The organism is Kitasatospora sp. NPDC091207 (assembly GCF_044768625.1).
Taxonomy (GTDB): Bacteria; Actinomycetota; Actinomycetes; order Streptomycetales; family Streptomycetaceae; genus Kitasatospora.
The window spans coordinates 68,438-87,512 of the sequence record NZ_JBIVVS010000017.1; the positions used below are offsets into that span (position 1 = coordinate 68,438).

Genomic DNA, 19,075 nt, shown 5'->3' on the forward strand with positions numbered 1-19,075 from the left:
GCCGGGCCCGCCGGAGGCGGACGGCACGCGGCCCTCGGCACCCCGGTCCACCGGGGTGCCGAGGGCCGCGCCCGTCGGGGTCACCAGCCGAGCAGGAAGGCCCCCCGGGCCAGGCCGGCGAGCACGGCCCCGGCCGTCGCCGCGGGCTCCGCCCCGGCGTCCACCGTGTGCCGGTCCGGCTCGCCCGGTTCGTCGGCCGGCCGCAGCACCACGTAGTGCAGGGGCGCCCCGGTGGTGCGGCTCTCACGGCGCAGGACGTCCAGCGTCTCCGGCGCGACCGTGGCGTCCAGCACCACCTGGTACCCGCCGGTGGCGAAGGCGAAGGCGGCCTGGATGGCGGCCGCCAGGGCCGTCTCGTTCTGCCGGTGCGCCTGCGGCAGGTGCGCCGCGACGAACCCCTGCCGGACGGCCCGCCGGAAGTCGTCGGCCCGCAGGTGGACGCTCGGGTTCAGCGCGTTCGCCAGCAGGGGGGTGACCCGGCCGCTGCCGGCCCCGGCCGGGTCGGCGACGACGACGACGCCGCCGGCGCCCCGACCGCCCCCGAGCTGCGGCCCACCTACGGTCGTACGGTTCACAGCTGCTGATCCCTTCGCGGGCCGGGGACGGAGGAGGTTCCGGGGGGAGGGGCGGCGGCCGGAACGCACGGGCCGGCCGGAGACGAACGGGCAGCCGGACCCGGGTACGGACAGCCGATCGCCTCGTCCCCACGACTGACTGCTGTCGGAGATCAACCTAGTCCACGCCGGTGCCCCGAGTCCTCCCCCCGTCGATCCCCGGACGGCCGCCCCCGCGGCTCCTCCCGCCGAGCGGCCTGCCGGGCCTCCTGCCGGCCGGCCTGCGGGTCGTTCTGCCGGTCCTCCTACCGGTCCTCGGCCCGCTCCGGCGACCGGAGCACGATCGGGTTGGTCAGGGCCGCCATCGGACCCCACGGGAGGTCCGGCCCCATCGCGTTGCCCCGGCCGGGCGTCCCGTCCGCCCGGGGGTGGCGGACCTCCGCCCGGACGTACCCGGCGAGCGAGGCGGTGGTCCGCCACACCACCGTGCCGGTGCCGTCGGCGGGCAGCGACTCCTGGTGCAGCTGGCCCTCGTCGGTCAGGAACCGGACGGTGCCGCCCGGCACCCCGGACACCGCGATCCGCACGTCGACCGGGGCGTCCGCCGGGACGGTCAGCTGCTCGCCGATGCCCGCCTGCCGGCCCTGCCCGGTGGCGGTGAAGTCCAGCTGGACGGACGCCGATTCGGCCAGCCAGCTGCGGCCGGCCCGGAGGCCGTCGAGGACCGCGTCCCGGGTGAGGTCCTCGGCCCGGACGACGGTGTGCGGGGAGCCGATGACCTGCGGGGCGCTGTGCGCGTCGCTGTTGCCGACGGCCGGCAGCCAGGGCCGCCCCTCGCGCAGCGCGACGGCGAGCTGGGCGTCCCAGGTGTCCAGCGCGGACTCGTCGTCGTACGTCCACGGCCCGTTCCAGACCTCCACCGCGTCCGCGTCCGCGTAGCCGAACTTCCACTGGCAGGCGACGTACGGGCAGTACGGGTGCGCGGGGACCACCAGGCCGCCCTGGCGGCGGACCTGCCGGGCGAAGCGCGGGAACGCCTCGTCCCGGGCGCGGTAGCGCCAGTCGACGAACTGGCCCGGCCGCAGGCCCAGCGCCAGCCAGTGACCGTTGCGGGTGGTGACCTCCTCGCCGAGCACGATCAGCAGGTCGGGACCGGCCAGCGGCCCCCAGACGCCGTGCGAGGAGGTGGTGTTGTGGTCGGTCGAGACGATGAAGTCCAGCCCGGCCGCCCGCGCGCCGGCCGCCACCTCGGCCGGGAGCCGGCGCCCGTCGGAGTGCACGGTGTGCAGGTGGGAGTCGCCCCGGTACCAGGCGCGTCCCCGGCCGCGGGCCCGCTCCGGCGGGTAGGACGGGGTGAACTCCGGTCCGGGCGCGCCGAACCGGAGCGTCACCTCGACGCGGTAGTCGAGCCCCTGCGGTGCCACCTGGTAGGGGCCGAGCACGACGTGCCACCGGCCGGGGCGGATCGGTCCGGGCAGGTAGCCGGGCGTCGCCCGGTCGCGGGCGACGCTGAACTCGGTCCGGAACCCGCCCGACCAGCCCCGGAAGCCGCGCCCGCCGAGTTCGGTGCCGCGCTCGTCGAAGAGCCCGATGTCGCAGGAGTTGCCGGGCGTCCCGGCGGGGACGGTCGGCCTGTCGTAGCCGTAGGAGACGGCGATCTCCCGGACGCCGTCCGGGACGTCGAACGGGAGGAGGACGAAGTCCGGTGCTCCGGTGGGGAGATGGCCGGTGAGGGGGACCGTCCGGTCGGGCGTCGCCTCGGCGGCCCCGGCGGGTGCGGCGGCGGCCAGGCCGAGGGCGGTGACGGCGCCGGTGGCCAGGCCGGACCGGAGCAGGCCGCGCCGGTCGAGCACGGGCCGGCCGGGCCGCGGTGCCTCGCCGGCCGGGTCGGCAATGAGGTCGGCGACGAGGTCGGGAGCGAGGCCGGGAGCGAGGTCGTCGCTGAGGTCGGGGGACGGAGTGTCGGCGGGGGTGTCGGTGTCGCGGTCGGTCATCGGAGCCTCCGGTCTCGGGCGGACACCGGCGGCGGGCGGACACCCGGCCGGTACGCCCGCCTCCCTACCCCCGCCGGTGAACCGCCGGTGAGCCGGACCCCACCGGGGTGGGGCGGGTCGGTGAAGGTGCCCCGGTGCGGGCGGGGAGGCGGGCCGGAGCGCGTGGTTCCCGACTCACTGTCTGTAAAGACACGGGGTCACCCCGCCTACGATGGAACTGACCGGTAGTCAACTGGAGGAGTTGGTCCCCGTGCCCACGTTCCTGGTCGGCTCACGCGCGAGTGCCCTGGCGAGGACCCAGGTGCGCGACTACCTGGCCCCGCTGCGCGGCCGGCACCCGGAGATCACCTTCACCCAGCGGGTGATCCTCGAAGGCGGCGACAAGGACCGGACGTCGCTGCTGTCGAACGTCTCGGCCGTCAGCGGCGGATCGGCCTTCAGCACCGAACAGGAGGCCGCACTGGTCCGGGGTGAGGTGGACGTGGTGGTCCACTCCCTGAAGGACCTGCCGACCGCGAACCCCGAGGGGTTGGTCCTGCTGCCACCGCCGGGGCGGGAGGACGTCCGGGACGCGCTGTGCGGATCGACGCTGGACGGGCTCCCGAAGGGGGCCCGGGTGGGCACCGGCGCGGCGCGCCGCATCGCCCAGCTCCTGGCCGTGCGCCCCGACATCGTCCCGGTGCCGATCCGGGGCAACGTCCCGACCCGCCTGGAGAAGCTCCGGTCCCTGAAGCTGGACGCCGTGGTGCTGGCCGTCGCCGGTCTGAACCGCCTCGGCCGGCAGGACGAGATCGCGGAGGCGCTGCCCCTCGACCTGTTCCCCCCGAGCCCGGGGCAGGGGGCACTGGGCATCCAGGTCCGGGAGGACAACCGGGCGGTCCGGGCGGTGCTGTCGACCGTGGGGGACCTCGCCGTGGACCGCGAGGTCCGCGCCGAGCGGGCCCTGCTGGCTCAGCTGCACGGCGGGTGCAGTGTGCCGGTGGGCGCCAGTGCGACGACGCGGGCCGACGGGACGCTCCGGCTGTACGCCCAGGTCACCTCCCTCGACGGCCGGCGCCAGGTCACGGGATCCGTCACCGGGCCCGCGAGCGAACCGGAGCGGCTGGGAGCGGCGCTGGCCGACGACCTGGTCGACCGGGGCGCGCGGTCCATCCTCGACGCCATCAGGCCCGCCGTCCCGGCCTGACCGGCCGGTGTGGGCTGGGCCCCGCCGGTGCGGGACGGGCCGCGCCGGTGCGGCTCAGCGGAGGTTCCCGGGCACGTCCACGTCGACGGCCAGCAGGCGGCCGGTGCGGGTGTCCTGCGGGGGTGGCCACCGGGCGGCGGTGACGAAGAGGGTCCGGCCGTCCGGGCCGCCGAGGGCGCAGGAGAAGCAGCCGCGGTCGAGTTCGATCCGCCGGAGCACCTCGCCGCCTTCGCGGACCCGGACGCAGCAGCGGCCGGGGACGTCGGCGAACCAGACCGCGCCCTCCGCGTCCAGGCTGATGCCGTCCGGTGCCGACCCGGCCACCTCGGCCCAGACCCGGCGGTCGGTCAGCTCGCCGCCGGGGCCGATGGTGAAGGCGGTGAGCCGGCCGGCGTGCGACTCGGCCACGATGAGCGTCGAACCGTCCGGGGTGACGGCCATGCCGTTGGGGAAGGCGAGGTCGTCGGCCACCCGGCGGACCGCGCCGTCCGGGGTGACCAGGGCGAGCAGGCCCGGTGCGGGGGCCTCGCCGCCCATCAGGTCATAGCCGATCCCGTTGACGTAGGCGTTGCCGCGCCCGTCCACGGCCACCTCGTTCCACGGCCGGTCGGAGAGCGGCCGCAGGTCCGCGTACGGGGTCAGGGCGCCGTCCGCCTCGCGGCGCAGCAGCTGCCGGTCGCCGCCGGCGACGATCAGCAGGCGGCCGTCCGGGGCGGGCAGCCAGTCGATGCAGAACGGGAACGAGGGGACGGCGGCGACGACGGTGGCCCGGTCGTCGCTCCCGACCGTGATCAGCTCCTGCGCACCCCAGTCGCAGAGCCAGAGCCGGCCGTCGTGCCAGCGCGGCGACTCGCCGAGGGCGAGCCCGCTCAGGACGGTGCGGACGGGGTCGGTGGGGTGCGGGTCGGGCATCGGGGCTCCTCGGTCGGCGGGCGCGGCGGGCTCTGTGGCGGGGCGCTACTGGGCTGTCCGGAGTAGGAAGTCGGACCGGCCGACTTCCTGGTCCACCCGTGGTCGGGGGCCCGCGTCCGCCGGGGGGAGTGCCGGGACGGCCGGGGGAGCGGTGGGGCCGTGGGGGCGGGCGGTCGCGGGGGTGTGGAGTTGCGGGTGTCGGCCGATCGGTATTCATAGAAGCAGACGGGCGAGTTGTCTGACGTTATGACGATTGCGGAGGAATGGGCATGGGACTGAGTCGTCGGGCGGTCCTGGTGCTGGCGGCGGGCGGCGCGCTGGCGGGTTGTCAGCCCGTCACCAGGGCCGGGAGCGGTAGCCGGCCGCCCGTGGCCCCGGGGGTCACCGCCACGCCCGCCGCCACCTCCGCCGCGACGTCCTCCGCCACGGAGCCGGCCTCTGCGGCGCCCACCTCCGCGGCGCCCTCCGCGGCGCCTTCGGCCGTCGCCGAGCCGCCCGCCGCGGCGGAGCCCCCGATGCCCGCTCCCGCCGGCGGCCGGGCCGAGGTGGTGGCCCGGTACGGTGACGCGGTGCCCGAGCAGTGGGGCCTCGAAGTCCCCGGGGTGATCACCGGGTTGCCGGACGGGGACGGGGCCACGGCGCTCACCTTCGACGCCTGTGGCGGCCCCGGCGGTTCGGGCTACGACGCGGACCTGATCGACCTCCTCCGGGCGAACGGCGTCCCCGCGACCCTCTTCCTCAACGCCCGCTGGATCGACGCCAACCCCGCCGAGTTCGAGAGCCTCGCCGGTGATCCGTTGTTCGAGATCGCCAACCACGGGACGGCGCACCGCCCGCTCTCGGTCACCGGCCGGTCCGCGTACGGGATCAGGGGGACCCGGGACGTGGGCGAGGTGTACGACGAGATCGCGGGCAACGCGGCCAAGCTGGCCGCCCTGCTCGGGCGGCCGCCGCGCTTCTTCCGCTCCGGCACCGCCCACTACGACGACGTCGCGACCCGGATCGTCACCGGGCTGGGTGAACGCGTGGCCGGCTTCACCGTCAACGGCGACGGGGGTGCCACCCTCGGTGCCGCCCAGGTTCGGAGCGAGGTGGCGGCCGCACCGCCCGGCGCGATCGTGATCGCCCACATGAACCACCCGGGCGGCGGGACGGCTCCCGGGTTCGCGGCGGCCCTGCCTGCCCTGCTGGCCGCCGGCCGCCGTTTCGTCCGCCTCTCCGACACGCCGGTCTGAGCCACCGCCGGGGCCCGCCCAGCTGTGCGATCGGCCCGTGAGGCCGGCCGGATCCGGCTTTGTCAAGGGACTGTCCGAACTCTCCCACCCCGTACCGGAAGCGTTCGGGGGGAGCGGTGACGACCGGCTGCGAAGGGCCCGGCGGGGCGGGACCGGGCAGGGGGAAGGGCGGGAACGGTACCGGAACAGGGCGGGAACGGCGGCCGAACGCGGCGCCCCGGCGGGATCCGACACCCGCTCCCGCCGTCCCCCGCGGGCCGGTGCCGGGCGGCCGGCGGCCCGTTCGGATCGTGGAATTCGGTGCCCTGGTGCGGCCCGGGACCGCGAACTGGGCGCATACTTCCAGGGATGACGAAATCACCTGCGCCGAGACGCCACCTGCCCACCAGTCCCTTCCGAAGCGAGGCTCCACCGCCCCTCAAGCAGTTCGCCGCCGGTGACCGCGTCACCCACGACCAGTACGGTCTGGGCCGCATCATCAGCACCGAGACCGCGGGCCAGGGTGCGGTCCTGGTCGACTTCGGCTCGCACCAGGTGCGAGTCGTTCAGCCCTACGACAAGCTGTTCAAGCTCTGAGCCGGGCCGGCCGCCGGATTCCCAGGCGGCCGATCCGGCCCTTCCGACCGGTCTTCGCGGACCCGGACGTTCCGCGGTGCGTCAGCCCCGGTGCGTCCGCCCCGCGTGCTGTCCCGGTGCGTCCGCCCCGGGTACTGCCCCGCGTGCGTTACCCGCGCGCGCCCGGCAGGACGGTGATCGCGGTGGCGAGCAGACCGTCGCGGACGGCCCACCGCCCGTCGAAGCCGGTGAGGCGGTGCCCCTCCACCACCGGGCCCGGGACCAGCAGGACGGCGTGGAAGGTGCCGTCCGGACGCAGCGTGATGTCGGCTTCCGAGAAGTCCAGGAAGATGCCGGTGAGCGGGAACCAGGCCTTGTAGACGGCCTCCTTGGCGCTGAACAGCAGCCGGTCCCAGGGCAGCCCCGGGTGGTCCGCGAGCAGCTTGGCGGTCCGCTCCCGCTCGCCGGTCAGCGCGATGGTGTCGAGCACCCCCTTCGGCAGGGCCTCGGCCGGTTCGGCGTCGATGCCGATCGAGACGACCTCGCCCGCGCGGGCGACGGCCGCGCCCCGGAAGCCGGCGCAGTGCGTCAGGCTGCCGACCACCCCGTCGGGCCAGCTCGGCGCGCCGCGCAGGCCGGGGACCAGCGGCCGGTACGGGATGCCGAGCCGGCCGAGCGCGAGACGGGCGCAGTGCCGGACGGTGGTGAACTCCCGGCGCCTGGTCTCGACGGCGCGGGCGATGACCGCCTCCTCGGCCGGCTCCAGCCGGGCCTGCGGCGGGTCGTCGTAGGCCGTCTCCACCACGACCGATGCGGGAAGCAGTTCGCCGATCACAGGTCCCCCCTGAATGTGTGGCACGCGTACGACGGTGAGCTTAACCCGGCCGGCCGGCCCGCAGGGGGCCGGCCGGATCGTTGGCCGAAGGCCGCCGCGGTCACCCGGACGGGCCCGCCGGCCGGGCGCCGACCGCCGCGGCCACCCGCGGCGCGGCTACTCGAAGGCCGCCGCGGCCTCGCGCAGCGCGCGGACGACCGTCTCGGCGTCGTACGGTGCCGGGTCGCCCGGCCGGTAGGTGACCGCGCGCAGGCCGCCGGTGTAGCGGAACGAGCGGTGCCGCTCGTACACCGGCCAGGAGACCGGGGACTTCCGGTCCACGCCGACACTGATGCCCTGGAACGGCGCCATGCCGATCAGCTGGTGGACCGGCCCGAGCCGCCCGCCCTCGGTGCCGTCGACCAGCAGCCGGAACTCCCACTTGAGGTCCGCCACCGCGGTGGCCTCGACGGTGACCAGGTGCGCGCCCGCCGTGAGCGCACCGCCGTCGGCCTCGAACAGCTCGCCGTACTGGTTGTAGGCGAACCGCAGCCGGCCGTCCTCGACGTACAGGCTGTAGCCGCCGCCCTGATCGCCGTGAGACACCAGCACGCCCTGGTCCCCGGCGCCGTGGGCGGCCAGCTCGACCTCGACGCGGAAGGAGCGGAAGGAGACCAGCCGGGACGAGCGGTACCGCTCCAGCTCGGGGGTGCCCGCGAGCAGGGTGACCGGTCGCCGTAGCCGTTCGGCCTCCGGGCCGCGCAGGGCGAGCGCGCCGCTGCCGTCGGCCAGCGGGAAGACGCCGTCGCGCCAGGCGGCGGCCTCCCAGGCGGCGGACAACTCCTCGACCAGCTCCGGGTGGTCGGCGGCGACGTCGTGGATCTCGGTCGGGTCGGCGCGCAGGTCGTAGAGCGCCCACTCGCCGTCGTCGTAGGGGGCGCCGAAGCGGTGCAGGGTGACCAGTTTCCAGCCGTCCCGGTAGTAACTGCGGTTGCCGGTCATCTCGCAGTACTGCTCGGGGTGGGTGGAGCCGGCCGCCGGGTCGCGCAGCACGGGCGCGAAGCTGATCCCGTCGAGGGACTGCACCGGCTGCCCGGAGCGCTCCGACGGCCTTTCCACACCGGCGAGTTCGAGCAGGGTGGGTAGGATGTCGGTGACGTACTGGTACTGCGGCCGCACCCCGGTGTCGCCCTCGGCGCGCGGCAGGCCGGCCGGCCAGGAGAGCACGAACGGCACCCGGACGCCGCCCGCGTAGGTCTGGCCCTTGTAGAGGCGGAAGGGCGTGTTGGAGGCCATGCCCCAGCCGCGCGGGTAGTGCACCAGACTGCGCGGGCCGCCGATCAGCTCGATCTCCCGTTCGACGTCCGGGTTCCAGTCGGCGGGCAGGTCCGGGTGGTGGACGAAGCGGCTGAAGTAGCTGCGGGTGCCCTCGGCGCCGCCCTCCCCGGTGCCGCCGTTGTCGGAGGTGAACACGATGATGGTGTTGTCGAGTTCGCCGAGTGCGGCGAGGGTGTCGGTGAGCCGGCCGAGGTTCTGGTCGACGTTGTCGACCATCGCCGCGTACACCTCCATGTAGCGGGCGTACAACTTCTGCCGGACGTCGGTGAGTTCGTCCCAGGGGCCGACGTCGTACCCGGCCTCGCGGTTGCGGTCGGGCAGTTCGGTGCCGGCGGGGAAGTGGCCGGCGGCCAGCTGCCGGGCGAAGCGGGCGGCGCGCAGCTCGTCCCAGCCCTCGTCGTAGCGGCCCCGGTGCCGGGCGACGTCGGCCGGCTTCGCCTGGAGCGGGCCGTGCACCGCGTTGTGCGCGAGGTAGAGGAAGAACGGCTTGTCGGCGTCGTGCGCGCGAAGCGACTTCACCATGGCGATCGCCCGGTCGGTGATGTCGTCCGTGTAGTAGTAGTCGTCCGGGAACTCGTCGATGTCCAGCGGGCTGTTGTCGCGGACGAGTTGGTGCGGGTGGAAGAGGCTGGTCAGGCCTTCGAGGACGCCGTAGTACTGGTCGAAGCCCTTCTGCAGCGGCCAGTTGGCGCGGTTGTCGGCGGCGTTGGAGGCGGAGTCGCGGGTCAGGTGCCACTTGCCGACGGCATAGGTGGCGTAGCCGTTGTCGTGCAGCGTCTCGGCCAGGGTCGGGATGTCCGCCGCCACCTCCATGCCGTAGCCCGGGAAGCCGGGGTCGGCGTTGGCGACGAAGGAGTAGCCGACCCGGTGCGGGTTGAGGCCGGTGAGCAGGGCCGCGCGGGCGGGTGAGCAGAGCGGCATGGTGTGGTAGTTGGCCAGTTTGACGCCGTCCGCCGCGAGCCGGTCCAGGGTGGGCGTGGGGATCTCGGCGCCGAACGGTCCGATGTCGCTGTAGCCCATGTCGTCGATCAGCACGACGACGATGTTGGGCGCTCCCTCGCGCGGGCGGACCGGCTGGGGCCAGGCGGCGGTGGAGGTGGCGAAGGTGCGGCCGACGGTACCGGCGAAGCCCGCGTACGGGTCGCGCCGGCCGGGGGTCGGCGCGGGGTCCTGCGCCGGCCGGTGGCCGGGGCCGGGCGCGGACGCGCGGCCGGGCCCGGGGGTGGTGCTCATACGGTGCTCCTGAGGGTGGGGCCGACGGTGTCCAGGCGCGGTACGGCGGCGAGGAGTTCGGCGGTGTACGGGTGTTCCGGTGCGGTGACGACGCGGTCGGCCGGGCCGGTCTCGACGATCCGGCCGTGGTGCATCACGGCGATCCGGTGGCTGACCTGGCGGACGACGGCGAGGTCGTGGGCGATGAACAGGACGGCGAGGCCGAGTTCGCGCTGGAGCCGGGCGAGCAGCTCGATCACCTGGGCCTGGACCGACACGTCCAGCGCGGAGACCGGTTCGTCGCAGATCAGCACGCTCGGCCGGGGTGCCAACGCGCGGGCGATGCCGATCCGTTGGCGCTGGCCGCCGGAGAAGGCGCGCGGGTGCCGGTCCGCCGACTCGGGCTCCAGGCCGACCTGCTGGAGCAGCTCGGCGACCCGCGCGGCCCGCTCGGCCGCCGTGCCGAGTCCGTGGGCGATCAATGGCTCCTCGATGATCCGGCCGGCCGTCAGCCGCGGGTTGAGCGAGGAGTACGGATCCTGGAAGACCATCTGCAGCTCCCGCCGGGCGGCCCGGCCGCCGTCGCGGCCGAGCTCCTCGCCCCGGAACCGGATGGTGCCCGCCGAGGGCGCGTGCACCTGGACGAGCGCGCGGGCCAGGGTGGACTTCCCGGAGCCGGACTCGCCGACCAGCCCGAGCGTCTCCCCGGGGTGCAGCTTCAGGTCGACGCCGTCCAGGGCGGTGACCGGCCGTCGGCGCGAACCGTAGGTCTTGCGCAACCCGTGGACGGTCAGCAGCGGTTCGGCGCCCGGGAGGCTGTTGGCGGCGGCCTCGGAGGGTGCCTCCAGCCGTGGCACGGCGGCCAGCAGCTGCTTGGTGTACGGGTGTCGGGGTGCGGCGAGCACCTCGCCGGTGGCGCCCCGCTCGACCACCCGGCCGTCGCGCATCACCAGGATCCGGCGGCAGGTCCGGGCGATCACGCCGAGGTCGTGGCTGATCACCACCAGGGCGGTGCCGGTCTCCCGGTTGATCCGGGCGAGCAGGTGGAGGATCTGCTGCTGGACGGTCGGGTCGAGCGCGGTGGTCGGCTCGTCGGCGACCAGCACCTCGGCGCGGTTGGCCAGGGCGAGCGCGATCATGACGCGCTGGCGCTGGCCGCCGGAGAACTGGTGCGGATGGTCGCCCAGCCGGCCGGCGGCGCCGGGGATGCCGACCAGGTCGAGCAACTCGACGGCCCGGGCGGCGCGTTCGGCCCGGCCGGCGCTGCCGTGGGCCCGCAGTGCCTCGTCGAGCTGCTTGCCGATGGTGAGGACCGGGTTGAGCGAGGACATCGGATCCTGGAAGATCATCGCGATCCGCCGCCCGCGCAGGCCACGCAGCGCGGCCTCGGGCAGCGCGGCGAGGTCCTGGCCGTCCAGCTCGACCGAGCCGGCGGTGATCCGCCCGCCGGCCGGCAGCATGCGCAGCAGGGCCAGCGCGGTGGTCGACTTCCCGGAGCCGGACTCGCCGACCAGGCCGAGCGTGTCGCCGGCCGACAGCTCGAAGCCGACGCCGTCGACGGCCTTGACGGCATCGAACTCGACGGTCAGGTCCCGTACCCGGAGGACTGGGCGGCTCATCGGCGGATCCCCTTGTTCAGGGCCTCGGCGATCAGCGTGAAGCCGAGCACCAGCGCGGTGGTCGCGGCGAGCGGTGCGGCCGCGAAGGCGGGGTGGGTGGAGAGGTAGGCGACGGACTGGCTGAGGATGGAGCCGAGGGTGGGCTCCGGCGGGCGGACGCCCAGCCCCAGGAAGCTCATCGCGCCCTCGATGAAGACCCCGACGGAGAGGGCGACGGCGGTCTGCACGATCAGCGGGTCGGCGGCGTTGGGGACGACGTGGCGCAGCAGCACCCGCGGTCGCGACGCCCCGCCGACCCGGGCGGCCAGCGCGTACTCACGCTCCCGCTGGACCAGGATGCCGGCCCGCAACTGCCGCCCGAAGCCGGGTATCTCGGCGAGGGCGATGACGATCAGCACCGGCCAGCGGCCGGGGCCCAGTACGGCGGTCACGGCGAGCGCCAGGATGATCCCGGGGAAGGCGAGCAGCAGGTCGAAGGCGCGCTGGACGGTGACGTCCGCCCAGCGGGAGGAGGCCGCGAGCAGGGCGAGGGAGCAGCCGAGCAGGGCGCCGGCCGGAACGGCGCTGAAGGTGATCGCGAGATCGGTGCCGATGCCGTGCAGCACCCGGCTGAAGAGGTCGCGGCCCAGGTCGTCGGTGCCGAAGGGGTGGTCGGCGCTGGGGCCGGCGAGGGCGAGGGCGCTCTGCGCGTCGGGGTCGAGGTCGGTCAGCAGCGGCGCGAACAGGCCGGCCAGCGCGACCGTGCCGACCAGGGCCAGGCCGGTGAGGCCGCGCCCGGTGAGCAGGCCGGCCAGATAGCGGTTGCGGCGGGCGCGGGCGGTGCCGGCGGCGCGTCGCGGCGCCTCGGTGGTCAGGGCGGTCATCGGTCACTCCCAGCGGATCCGGGGGTCCAGCCACGCGTACACCAGGTCGGTGAGCAGCTGGACGGCGACATGGACGGCGACGATCAGCAGCAGGAGGTCCTGCACGACCGGGTAGTCGCGGCGGATCACCCCCTGTTCGATCAGCTGGCCGAGGCCCGGCCAGGCGAAGATCCGTTCCACCAGCACGGCCCCGGCGATGAGTTGGCCGATCTGCAGGCCGAGTACGGTGATCGCGGAGGGCAGTGCGTTGGGCAGCGCGTGCTGCCAGACGATCCGCCGGCGGGACACGCCGAGCGCGGTGGCGGTGCGGACGTAGTCCTCGGCGAGGGCGCGTTCCAGGCCGTCCTGGAGGTAGCGGGCGAGGACGGCGGCGCTCGGCAGGGCCAGGCAGACGGCCGGCAGCAGCAGGTACTGCACGGCCAGGTCGGGCTGGTCGAGCAGGGACTCGTGGCCGCCGGCGGGCAGCAGTCCCAGGGTGACCGCGAAGAGCAGCACCAGCAGGACGCCGGTGACGAACGGCGGTACCGCCAGGACGGTGGTGGTGAAGGCGCGCACGGCCGCGGCGACCGGCCGGCGCCGGGTGGTGGCGCCGAGCACCCCGAGCGGCACGGCGATCACGATCACCAGCAGCAGGGCGCCGAGGGTGAGTTGGGCGGTGGCGCCGAGGCCGTTGCCGATCAGGTCGGAGATCTGGCCGCCGATCGCGTAGCTGGGCCCGAGGTTTCCGGTGAGCAGGTCGCCGAGCCAGCCGACGTACTGCGTGAGCACCGGTTGGTCGAGGCCGAGCCGGTCGCGGATGGCGGCGACGGCCTCCGGCCCGGCGTCCGGCCCGGCCAGCGAGGTGGCCGGGTCGCCGGGGATCAGCCGCAGGATGAGGAAGACCAGGAAGGAGGCGAGGACGAGGACGAGCAGCCCCGAGGGGAGCCGCTTGAGCAGGAAGGAGCGCATCGGTCAGGCCGTCAGGTAGGCGTCGTCGAGGATGAGGTAGCCGAACTTGTTGAGGTCGGTGCCCACGGCCTTGCTGCCGGCCACCTCCACCAGACCGCCGATCGCGAGGTCGATCACGAACTCCTCGTCCAGCAGCACGTCGGTGATCCGCTGGTAGAGCGCCTTGGCCTCGGGGCTCTCGCTGTCCGGGCGGTGCCAGGCCTGCTGGACGACCTCGGTGTAGGCGGGCGAGCTGAAGCGCGAGCTGTTCTTCGCCTCGTTGAACGGATAGGCGCTGACCGCGAGGGTGGCGGGCTGGAGCTGGGCGAAGCCGTGGCTGAGCGTCCAGAGGGCCGGCATGGACTGCGCGATGAGCTGCTTCTGCATGGTGGGGGAGTCGGTGGGCTGGAGCACCGTCTCGATGCCGACCTGCTTGAGGTCGTACTGCAGGATCTGGGCGATCGCGGTGTTGCCCGGGTCGTTGGAGTGCGCGAACGGCAGGGTGATGGTGTCGATCCCGGCCTCCTTGAGCAGCGCCCGGGCCCGGTCGGGGTTGTGGGTGTAGCGGGTGGCGTTGGCCTCGCTGTACGCGGGTGAGGACTTGGGCCAGGGCGCGGCCGAGACGGTGCCGTACCCGCCGAGCGCCTGCTGCACCAGCCGGTCGCGGTCCACTGCCCAGGCGATGGCCTGACGGACCCGCTTGTCGCTCACGTGCTCGGCGGTGAGGTTGGCGCCGATGTAGTAGGCGCCGGAGCCGGTGTCGTACTGCTTGATCCGGAACAGCGGGTCGCCCTTGAGGGTGGCCACGTCCTTGCCGCGGATGCCGTAGGAGAGGTGGGTCTGGCCGGTCCTGAGCGAGGAGAGCAGGGACTCGGCCTGCGGGACGATCCGGATCTCGACCCCGTCCAGGTAGGGGCGGCCCGGGTTCCAGTACGCGGCGTTGCGGGCGAAGGTGATCGAGCTGCCGGGCTTGCGCTCGGTGAAGGTGAACGGGCCGGTGCCGATCAGCTTCGTCCCGGCGACGGCGTCCTCCACGCTGGCCGCGTCCGGGATGATCATGAACTCGAAGAGGTCGAAGAGGTTGCTGACGGGGTGGGCGAGGACCAGGGTCAGCTCGAAGTCGCCGTTCTTGCGGAAGTCGGTGACGGCGGCGGCGGTGGACCGCAGCTGGGCCGAACGGGCTGGATTCTGCAGGTTCTTGACGGCGAACACCACGTCGTCGGCGGTGAACCTGCGGCCGCTGTGGAAGAGCACGTCCTCGCGCAGCTTCAGCGTGACGCTGGTGCCGTCCGCGCCGACCTGCCAGGAGGTGGCCAGCTCGGGCTGCGGCCGCAGCTTGTCGTCGTAGCGGGTCAGGGTGTTGAAGACCAGCCGCTGCACGAGGGTGTTGGCGCTCTGGGCGAAGAGCAGACTCGGGGTGAAATCGATGCCGGTGCCCACGGTGAGGACGCCGCCGCGACGCGGGGTCGCCGAGCCGCTCGCGGCGGACGACGCGCTGTCCGCGGCCGAGCGGCAGGCCGCCAGCGCCAGCAGACCGGCGCCGGCGAGGCCCCCGCGCAGCAGGGCGCGCCGGGAGGGGCCGGACGGGGGGAGGGAGGTGAACGCGGTCATGGCGGGTCCTTCGGGAGGGCGGGCCGGCGGGCGGGCGGTCGGCGTGGGGAAAGGATCGGGAGGGGGCCGGGTGGGCGGCTACCGCAGCAGCCCCCGGCCGGTCGGCGGCGTGCGGGCGGCCGCCGCGGTGGCCTGGAACGGCCGGGCGTAGAGCTCGCCCAGCACCGCGGCCCCGGCGGCCACGGCCAGTGCGTCCGGGCCGCGGCGCTGGGCGATCACCAGGCTCGCGTCCCGCCGCAGGTGCGAGCGGCGGGCGAATTCGGCGCGCACCACGTCCAGATAGGCCGGGTCGAGCAGGGTGAAGGTCTCGGTCAGCACCACCAGGTCGGGGTTGACCACGTCCGCCAGCAGCGCCAGCGCGCGGCCGATCACCTCGGACCGCCGGCGGACCAGCCGGTCGGCGCGCGGATCACCGGCCCGCACCGCGGCGGTCAGCTCGGCCCGGTCCGGTCGTTCGGTGACCCCGGCGGCGGCCGCCGCCTCGAACAGTGTGGTGTCCGAGGCGGCCGCCGCCAGACAGCCCAGCCGGCCGCAGTGGCAGAGCGCGTCGCTGTCGGGGACGGGCAGGTGCGCGACATCCCCGGTGGCCGCGGCGGGCCCGAGGTGGACCACGCCGGCCACCGCGAGCGCCGCGTCCACCACATGGCCGACGAAGAGCTGGACCATGCTGCGGCGCGCCGCCGGGTGGCCGAACAGGATCTCCGCCTGGGTGAGTGCCCGGGCGTGGTTGTCCACCTGGACGGGCAGTCCACTCGCCCGGGCCAGCAGCTCGCCCAGCGGCATGTCGCGCCACCCCAACGGGTCGTGACGGACCGTCATGCCGCGCTCCGGGTCCACCGTGCCACCGGTGACCGCGCCGAGCGCGAGCACCCGGCGGCCGCCGGGTACGGTGGCGAGCAGGCGGGGGAGCCGCTCCAGCAGTGGCTTGAGCACCGCGTGGCCGGTACGGCCCCGGTTGCTCAACTCCTGCCGGTACAGGACGTTCCCGCGCAGATCCAGCAGCGCGAAGGTGGTGTACGGCACCCCGATGTGCAGCCCGGCGACGGCGAGCCGGTCGGTGTCGATGTCGACCGGCTGCTGCGGCCGGCCCACCGACCCCGCCCCGCCACCGGTCAACTCCGGCCGCTCGCACAGCAGTCCGAGCCGAAGGAGGTCCACCACCTGCCGGGACACCGCGGAGGCGCTGAGGCCGGTGAGCGCGGCGACCCGGCTGCGGGCGACCGGCCCGTGGTCGAGCACGGTCCGCAGGACGGCGGCGGCGTTGACGTCCCGCCGTTCGTCCCCGGTCCGCGGGGCGGGGCGCGGGAGCGTGTCCGACATCGGCCGGCCTTTCGCGAGTGGTGGGGTCGAGAGGGTGGTGCGGGCGGGGCGTCGGCGGTGGTCAGTGCTGGAGGGCGGCCTCCAGCTCCGCGGCCGGCACCAGCCCGGCCACCTTCGGCGGCTCGGTCGGCTCCAGCAGCCGGCTCGCCGTGCCGTCCACGCCCACCGGCAGGTCGCCGTCCAGGGTGATCCGGCGCACCAGGCGCGGCTCGTCGCCGTAGTCGTTGACGGCGTAGTGCTGGGTCGCCCGGTTGTCCCAGATCGCCACGTCGCCGACCTGCCAGTCCCAGCGCACGGTGTTCTCCAGCCGCTCCACGTACCGCTGGAACAGCTCGATCAGGGCCCGGCTGTCGGCCCCCGACACACCCTGGATGCGCTGCGCGAACGCGCCGAGCAGCAGGGTCTTCTCACCGGTCACCGGGTGGACCCGGACCACCGGGTGCTCGGTCTTGAAGGCGGTCGAGACGAACACCTGCCGGAAGAGCTTGGCGACCTCGACGTCGTCGGCCAGTTCGGGCCGCAGGGCCAGGCTCGCCGCGTAGTCGTAGTCGTTGGTGTGGACCGCGCGCAGGCTCTCGGCCAGCACCTTCAGCGGCTCCGGGAGGTCCTGGTAGGCGGCGACGGTGTTCGCCCACACCGTGCTGCCACCGGCCGGCGGCAGCTCCAGCGAGCGGAGGATGGACGCCTTCGGGTAGGACGGGACGAAGGTGACGTCGGTGTGCCAGTTGTTGGCGCGCACCCCCTTGGTGGCGTCCAGTTCGAAGATGTACCGGCCGTCGGCGCCGGGCACCGTCGGGTGGCCGACCGGGTGGCCCAACAGGCGGGCGAACGCCTCGTGTTCGGCGTCGTCCAGGTGCTCCTGGCCACGGAAGAAGAGCACCTTGTACCGGTACAGCGCGGCCTCGACGGCGGCGACGGTCTCGGCGGACAGGTCGCCGCCGAGGCGGACGTCGTGGACGATCGCACCGATCCGGCCGGCGGCCGGGGTGATACGGAGGTCGGTGAGGGCAGCGGTCATGGCGGATCCTCGGCTTTCAGGGGGCACGGGAAGGGAGAGGGGCGGGCGGGGCACGGGGAGGTGCGGCCGCCGGGCACGCGGGTTCGCGGCAGGGCGGCGGTGGTACGGCGGTGGTACGGCGCGACCCGGCGCGGGGTACGCGGGGTGGGTCGGGCGCGGGGTACGCGGGGTGGGTCGGGAGACGGCTCGGCCGGGAGCGCACGGCGGTGGACGTGCGGGTACGGCGCGGCCGTGCGACCGGGCTGGTCCGGCCGACCGGATCAGCGGGTGAGCGCTCCGCGACAACAGCGGCGGAGAGCGGCGCCGAGGCGCGGACAGGCAGGGCTCTGGACGTGGCGAACGGTGGTCATCGGCCCTCCTTCCGGTGTGCTGCGACTGGGCTCGGCGCTCATCGTGCTGAAGTCCGAGGCCCGCTGTCAATCACCGTTCTGCCTGCTGGGAACGGGTGTTGCGGCACTGTGAAGCACCCGTTGCGGCCGGTGTCCGGCCGATGACCGGCGCGCGACCCGACCGTATTCGACCTTGTCGCGGGCGTGTCGGAGTTATTAACTCTCGGAGCGAAAGAAACCCCGCGCGGCGGCCCGGGGCCGGCGGCCTCCCGGGGGACCCGGGTGGCCGGCGCGCCGTCAGCCCCGGCGACGGCCGGCCCGGTCCGCCGGCGCATCGGTGACAGAGCCGGTGGGACGGGGGCGAACCGATCGGGCCGTCGAGGCGTCCCGATCCTCGAAGGATGGTTGCCGAACAAGAGGAGGAAACGATCGTGGAGACCTTCGCAGGGCGCCCGGGCCGTCGCGCGGTACTGGCCCTCGGCGCCGGGACGGCACTGGCCGCCGCCGTGTCCACGGGTGGGCCGGCCCGCGCCGCGGGCAGCGCGTCGGCGCGGCCGGACCAGGTCGTCCGGGCGCTCGCCGACCTGGAGCGGGAGCACGGCGCCCGGCTGGGGGTGTTCGCGCGCAACACGGTCACCGGCCGGACCGTGCTCCACCGCGCCGACGAGCTGTTCCCGATCTGTTCCGCGCACAAGACGATCACCGCCGCCGCGGTGCTGAGGGACCTCGACCGGAACGGCGAGTTCCTCGCCCGGCGGATCCGGTACACCGGGAAGGACGTCACGGACGCGGGCTACGCCCCGATCACCGGCACGCCCGAACACCTCGCGCAGGGCATGACCGTCGCCGAGCTGTGCGCCGCCGCCATCGACCACAGCGACAACGCCGCCGACAACCTGCTGCTCCGTGAGCTCGGCGGTCCCACGGCGATCACCCGCTTCTGCCGGTCCATCGGAGACCGGGTGACGCGGCTCGACCGGTGGGAGCCCGCGCTCAACACCGCCGAACCGGGGCGCGTGACGGACACCACCAGCCCGGCGGCCATCGGGCGGAGCAACCTCGAACTGGTCCTCGGGGACGCGCTCGCCCCCCGGGACCGGCGGCAGTTGACCGCGTGGCTGCTCGGCAACACCACCAGCGCCGCCCGCTTCCGCGCCGGACTCCCCGAGGACTGGACCCTCGCGGACAAGACCGGCACCGGCGACTACGGCACCACCAACGACGTCGGCATCGCCTGGACCCCGGACGGCACGCCCGTGGTCCTGGCCGTGCTGTCCACCAAGCCGGACGCCGACGCCCCGGCGGACGAGCCGCTGGTCGCCGGGGCCGCCGCGCTGCTGGCGGCCGCGCTGGTCTGACATCCCGCGGCGGGGGCCGGCCCCGGGCCGGTCCGGCCGGACGTCGGCTGCCGCGATCCGCGCCGCACGGGAGACCGGGGCCGTCCGGGGCGCTCGGAGCCGTCGGGCGAGCCGGGCGGGCGAGCCGGGCGTACGACGCTTCGGGCGCGCACGACGCTTCGGGCGCCGTTCATGTGCCGGACAGACCGTCTCCGCCGGCGGGTTCAGGGAGATCACCTAGAGATAACGGG

15 protein-coding genes are annotated in these 19,075 nt (G+C 74.8%); 4 read left to right on the forward strand and 11 right to left on the reverse strand.

The genetic code is table 11. The features are described 5' to 3' along the window. Positions 1-80: 80 nt before the first annotated feature. Complete coding sequence (locus ACIQTO_RS25485; RefSeq protein WP_402392237.1) at positions 81-575, reverse strand: ATP-binding protein; 495 nt, start codon at positions 573-575, stop codon at positions 81-83. 284 nt (positions 576-859) lie between these two features. Next, the gene (locus ACIQTO_RS25490; RefSeq protein WP_402392240.1) at positions 860-2,548 is read right to left on the reverse strand and encodes a CehA/McbA family metallohydrolase; all 1,689 of its coding nucleotides are present in this window, start codon (positions 2,546-2,548) and stop codon (positions 860-862) included. A gap of 250 nt (positions 2,549-2,798) precedes the next feature. Here ACIQTO_RS25490 and hemC point away from each other — a divergent pair, with 250 nt between their 5' ends. Continuing rightward, positions 2,799-3,734, forward strand: a complete 936-nt coding sequence (gene hemC / locus ACIQTO_RS25495) for a hydroxymethylbilane synthase (protein WP_402392241.1) — start codon at positions 2,799-2,801, stop codon at positions 3,732-3,734. Positions 3,735-3,788: 54 nt separating this feature from the next. On the opposite strand, the gene ACIQTO_RS25500 is transcribed toward hemC, so the two are convergent. After that, entirely contained in the window at positions 3,789-4,646 is an 858-nt protein-coding gene (locus ACIQTO_RS25500) for an SMP-30/gluconolactonase/LRE family protein (RefSeq protein ID WP_402392244.1), read from the reverse strand. Positions 4,647-4,915: 269 nt separating this feature from the next. On the opposite strand from ACIQTO_RS25500, the gene ACIQTO_RS25505 reads away from it, so the two are divergent. Both ACIQTO_RS25505 and ACIQTO_RS25510 read left to right on the forward strand, forming a co-directional pair. Continuing rightward, positions 4,916-5,881: a polysaccharide deacetylase family protein gene (locus tag ACIQTO_RS25505; RefSeq protein ID WP_402392247.1), complete on the forward strand. Its 966-nt coding sequence runs from the start codon at positions 4,916-4,918 to the stop codon at positions 5,879-5,881. A gap of 348 nt (positions 5,882-6,229) precedes the next feature. After that, positions 6,230-6,457, forward strand: coding sequence for a hypothetical protein (locus ACIQTO_RS25510; RefSeq protein WP_380574679.1), 228 nt, complete (start codon positions 6,230-6,232; stop codon positions 6,455-6,457). Between the two features lie 148 nt (positions 6,458-6,605). Here the strand turns inward: ACIQTO_RS25510 and ACIQTO_RS25515 are convergent, their stop codons facing one another. The 8 genes from ACIQTO_RS25515 to ACIQTO_RS25550 form a co-directional block, all read right to left on the reverse strand. Further along, positions 6,606-7,271: a 4'-phosphopantetheinyl transferase gene (locus ACIQTO_RS25515; protein ID WP_402392475.1), complete on the reverse strand. Its 666-nt coding sequence runs from the start codon at positions 7,269-7,271 to the stop codon at positions 6,606-6,608. A gap of 156 nt (positions 7,272-7,427) precedes the next feature. Further along, a complete protein-coding gene (locus ACIQTO_RS25520; protein WP_402392250.1) occupies positions 7,428-9,821 on the reverse strand; it encodes an arylsulfatase in 2,394 nt (797 codons plus the stop codon). Next, positions 9,818-11,419, reverse strand: a complete 1,602-nt coding sequence (locus ACIQTO_RS25525) for an ABC transporter ATP-binding protein (RefSeq protein WP_402392253.1) — start codon at positions 11,417-11,419, stop codon at positions 9,818-9,820. Before ACIQTO_RS25525 ends, ACIQTO_RS25520 begins: the two co-directional genes overlap by 4 nt. Further along, positions 11,416-12,282: an ABC transporter permease gene (locus ACIQTO_RS25530; RefSeq protein WP_402392255.1), complete on the reverse strand. Its 867-nt coding sequence runs from the start codon at positions 12,280-12,282 to the stop codon at positions 11,416-11,418. The genes ACIQTO_RS25525 and ACIQTO_RS25530 overlap by 4 nt, the downstream gene beginning before the upstream one ends. 3 nt (positions 12,283-12,285) lie before the next feature. Further along, positions 12,286-13,230 carry an ABC transporter permease gene (locus tag ACIQTO_RS25535; protein ID WP_402392257.1) on the reverse strand — a complete coding sequence of 315 codons (945 nt, stop codon included), beginning with the start codon at positions 13,228-13,230 and terminating at the stop codon, positions 12,286-12,288. Between the two features lie 3 nt (positions 13,231-13,233). Continuing rightward, positions 13,234-14,820: an ABC transporter substrate-binding protein gene (locus ACIQTO_RS25540; RefSeq protein ID WP_402392259.1), complete on the reverse strand. Its 1,587-nt coding sequence runs from the start codon at positions 14,818-14,820 to the stop codon at positions 13,234-13,236. Between the two features lie 78 nt (positions 14,821-14,898). Next, positions 14,899-16,140, reverse strand: a complete 1,242-nt coding sequence (locus tag ACIQTO_RS25545; RefSeq protein ID WP_402392261.1) for an ROK family protein — start codon at positions 16,138-16,140, stop codon at positions 14,899-14,901. 61 nt (positions 16,141-16,201) lie between these two features. After that, entirely contained in the window at positions 16,202-17,158 is a 957-nt protein-coding gene (locus ACIQTO_RS25550; protein WP_402392264.1) for a TauD/TfdA dioxygenase family protein, read from the reverse strand. Positions 17,159-17,888: 730 nt separating this feature from the next. Here ACIQTO_RS25550 and bla point away from each other — a divergent pair. Next, positions 17,889-18,845, forward strand: a complete 957-nt coding sequence (gene bla / locus ACIQTO_RS25555; RefSeq protein WP_402392266.1) for a class A beta-lactamase — start codon at positions 17,889-17,891, stop codon at positions 18,843-18,845. Positions 18,846-19,075 lie beyond the last annotated feature (230 nt).

Bases quoted from the DNA above. Each gene is read 5' to 3' on its own strand.
- ACIQTO_RS25520 (WP_402392250.1), bottom strand. From the start codon at position 9,821: ATGAGCACCACCCCCGGGCCCGGCCGCGCGTCCGCGCCCGGCCCCGGC.
- ACIQTO_RS25550 (WP_402392264.1), bottom strand. From the start codon at position 17,158: ATGACCGCTGCCCTCACCGACCTCCGTATCACCCCGGCCGCCGGCCGG.
- ACIQTO_RS25540 (WP_402392259.1), bottom strand. From the start codon at position 14,820: ATGACCGCGTTCACCTCCCTCCCCCCGTCCGGCCCCTCCCGGCGCGCC.
- ACIQTO_RS25525 (WP_402392253.1), bottom strand. From the start codon at position 11,419: ATGAGCCGCCCAGTCCTCCGGGTACGGGACCTGACCGTCGAGTTCGAT.
- ACIQTO_RS25510 (WP_380574679.1), top strand. From the start codon at position 6,230: ATGACGAAATCACCTGCGCCGAGACGCCACCTGCCCACCAGTCCCTTC.
- bla (WP_402392266.1), top strand. From the start codon at position 17,889: ATGGTTGCCGAACAAGAGGAGGAAACGATCGTGGAGACCTTCGCAGGG.
- ACIQTO_RS25545 (WP_402392261.1), bottom strand. From the start codon at position 16,140: ATGTCGGACACGCTCCCGCGCCCCGCCCCGCGGACCGGGGACGAACGG.
- ACIQTO_RS25530 (WP_402392255.1), bottom strand. From the start codon at position 12,282: ATGACCGCCCTGACCACCGAGGCGCCGCGACGCGCCGCCGGCACCGCC.
- ACIQTO_RS25490 (WP_402392240.1), bottom strand. From the start codon at position 2,548: ATGACCGACCGCGACACCGACACCCCCGCCGACACTCCGTCCCCCGAC.
- ACIQTO_RS25535 (WP_402392257.1), bottom strand. From the start codon at position 13,230: ATGCGCTCCTTCCTGCTCAAGCGGCTCCCCTCGGGGCTGCTCGTCCTC.
- ACIQTO_RS25505 (WP_402392247.1), top strand. From the start codon at position 4,916: ATGGGACTGAGTCGTCGGGCGGTCCTGGTGCTGGCGGCGGGCGGCGCG.
- ACIQTO_RS25500 (WP_402392244.1), bottom strand. From the start codon at position 4,646: ATGCCCGACCCGCACCCCACCGACCCCGTCCGCACCGTCCTGAGCGGG.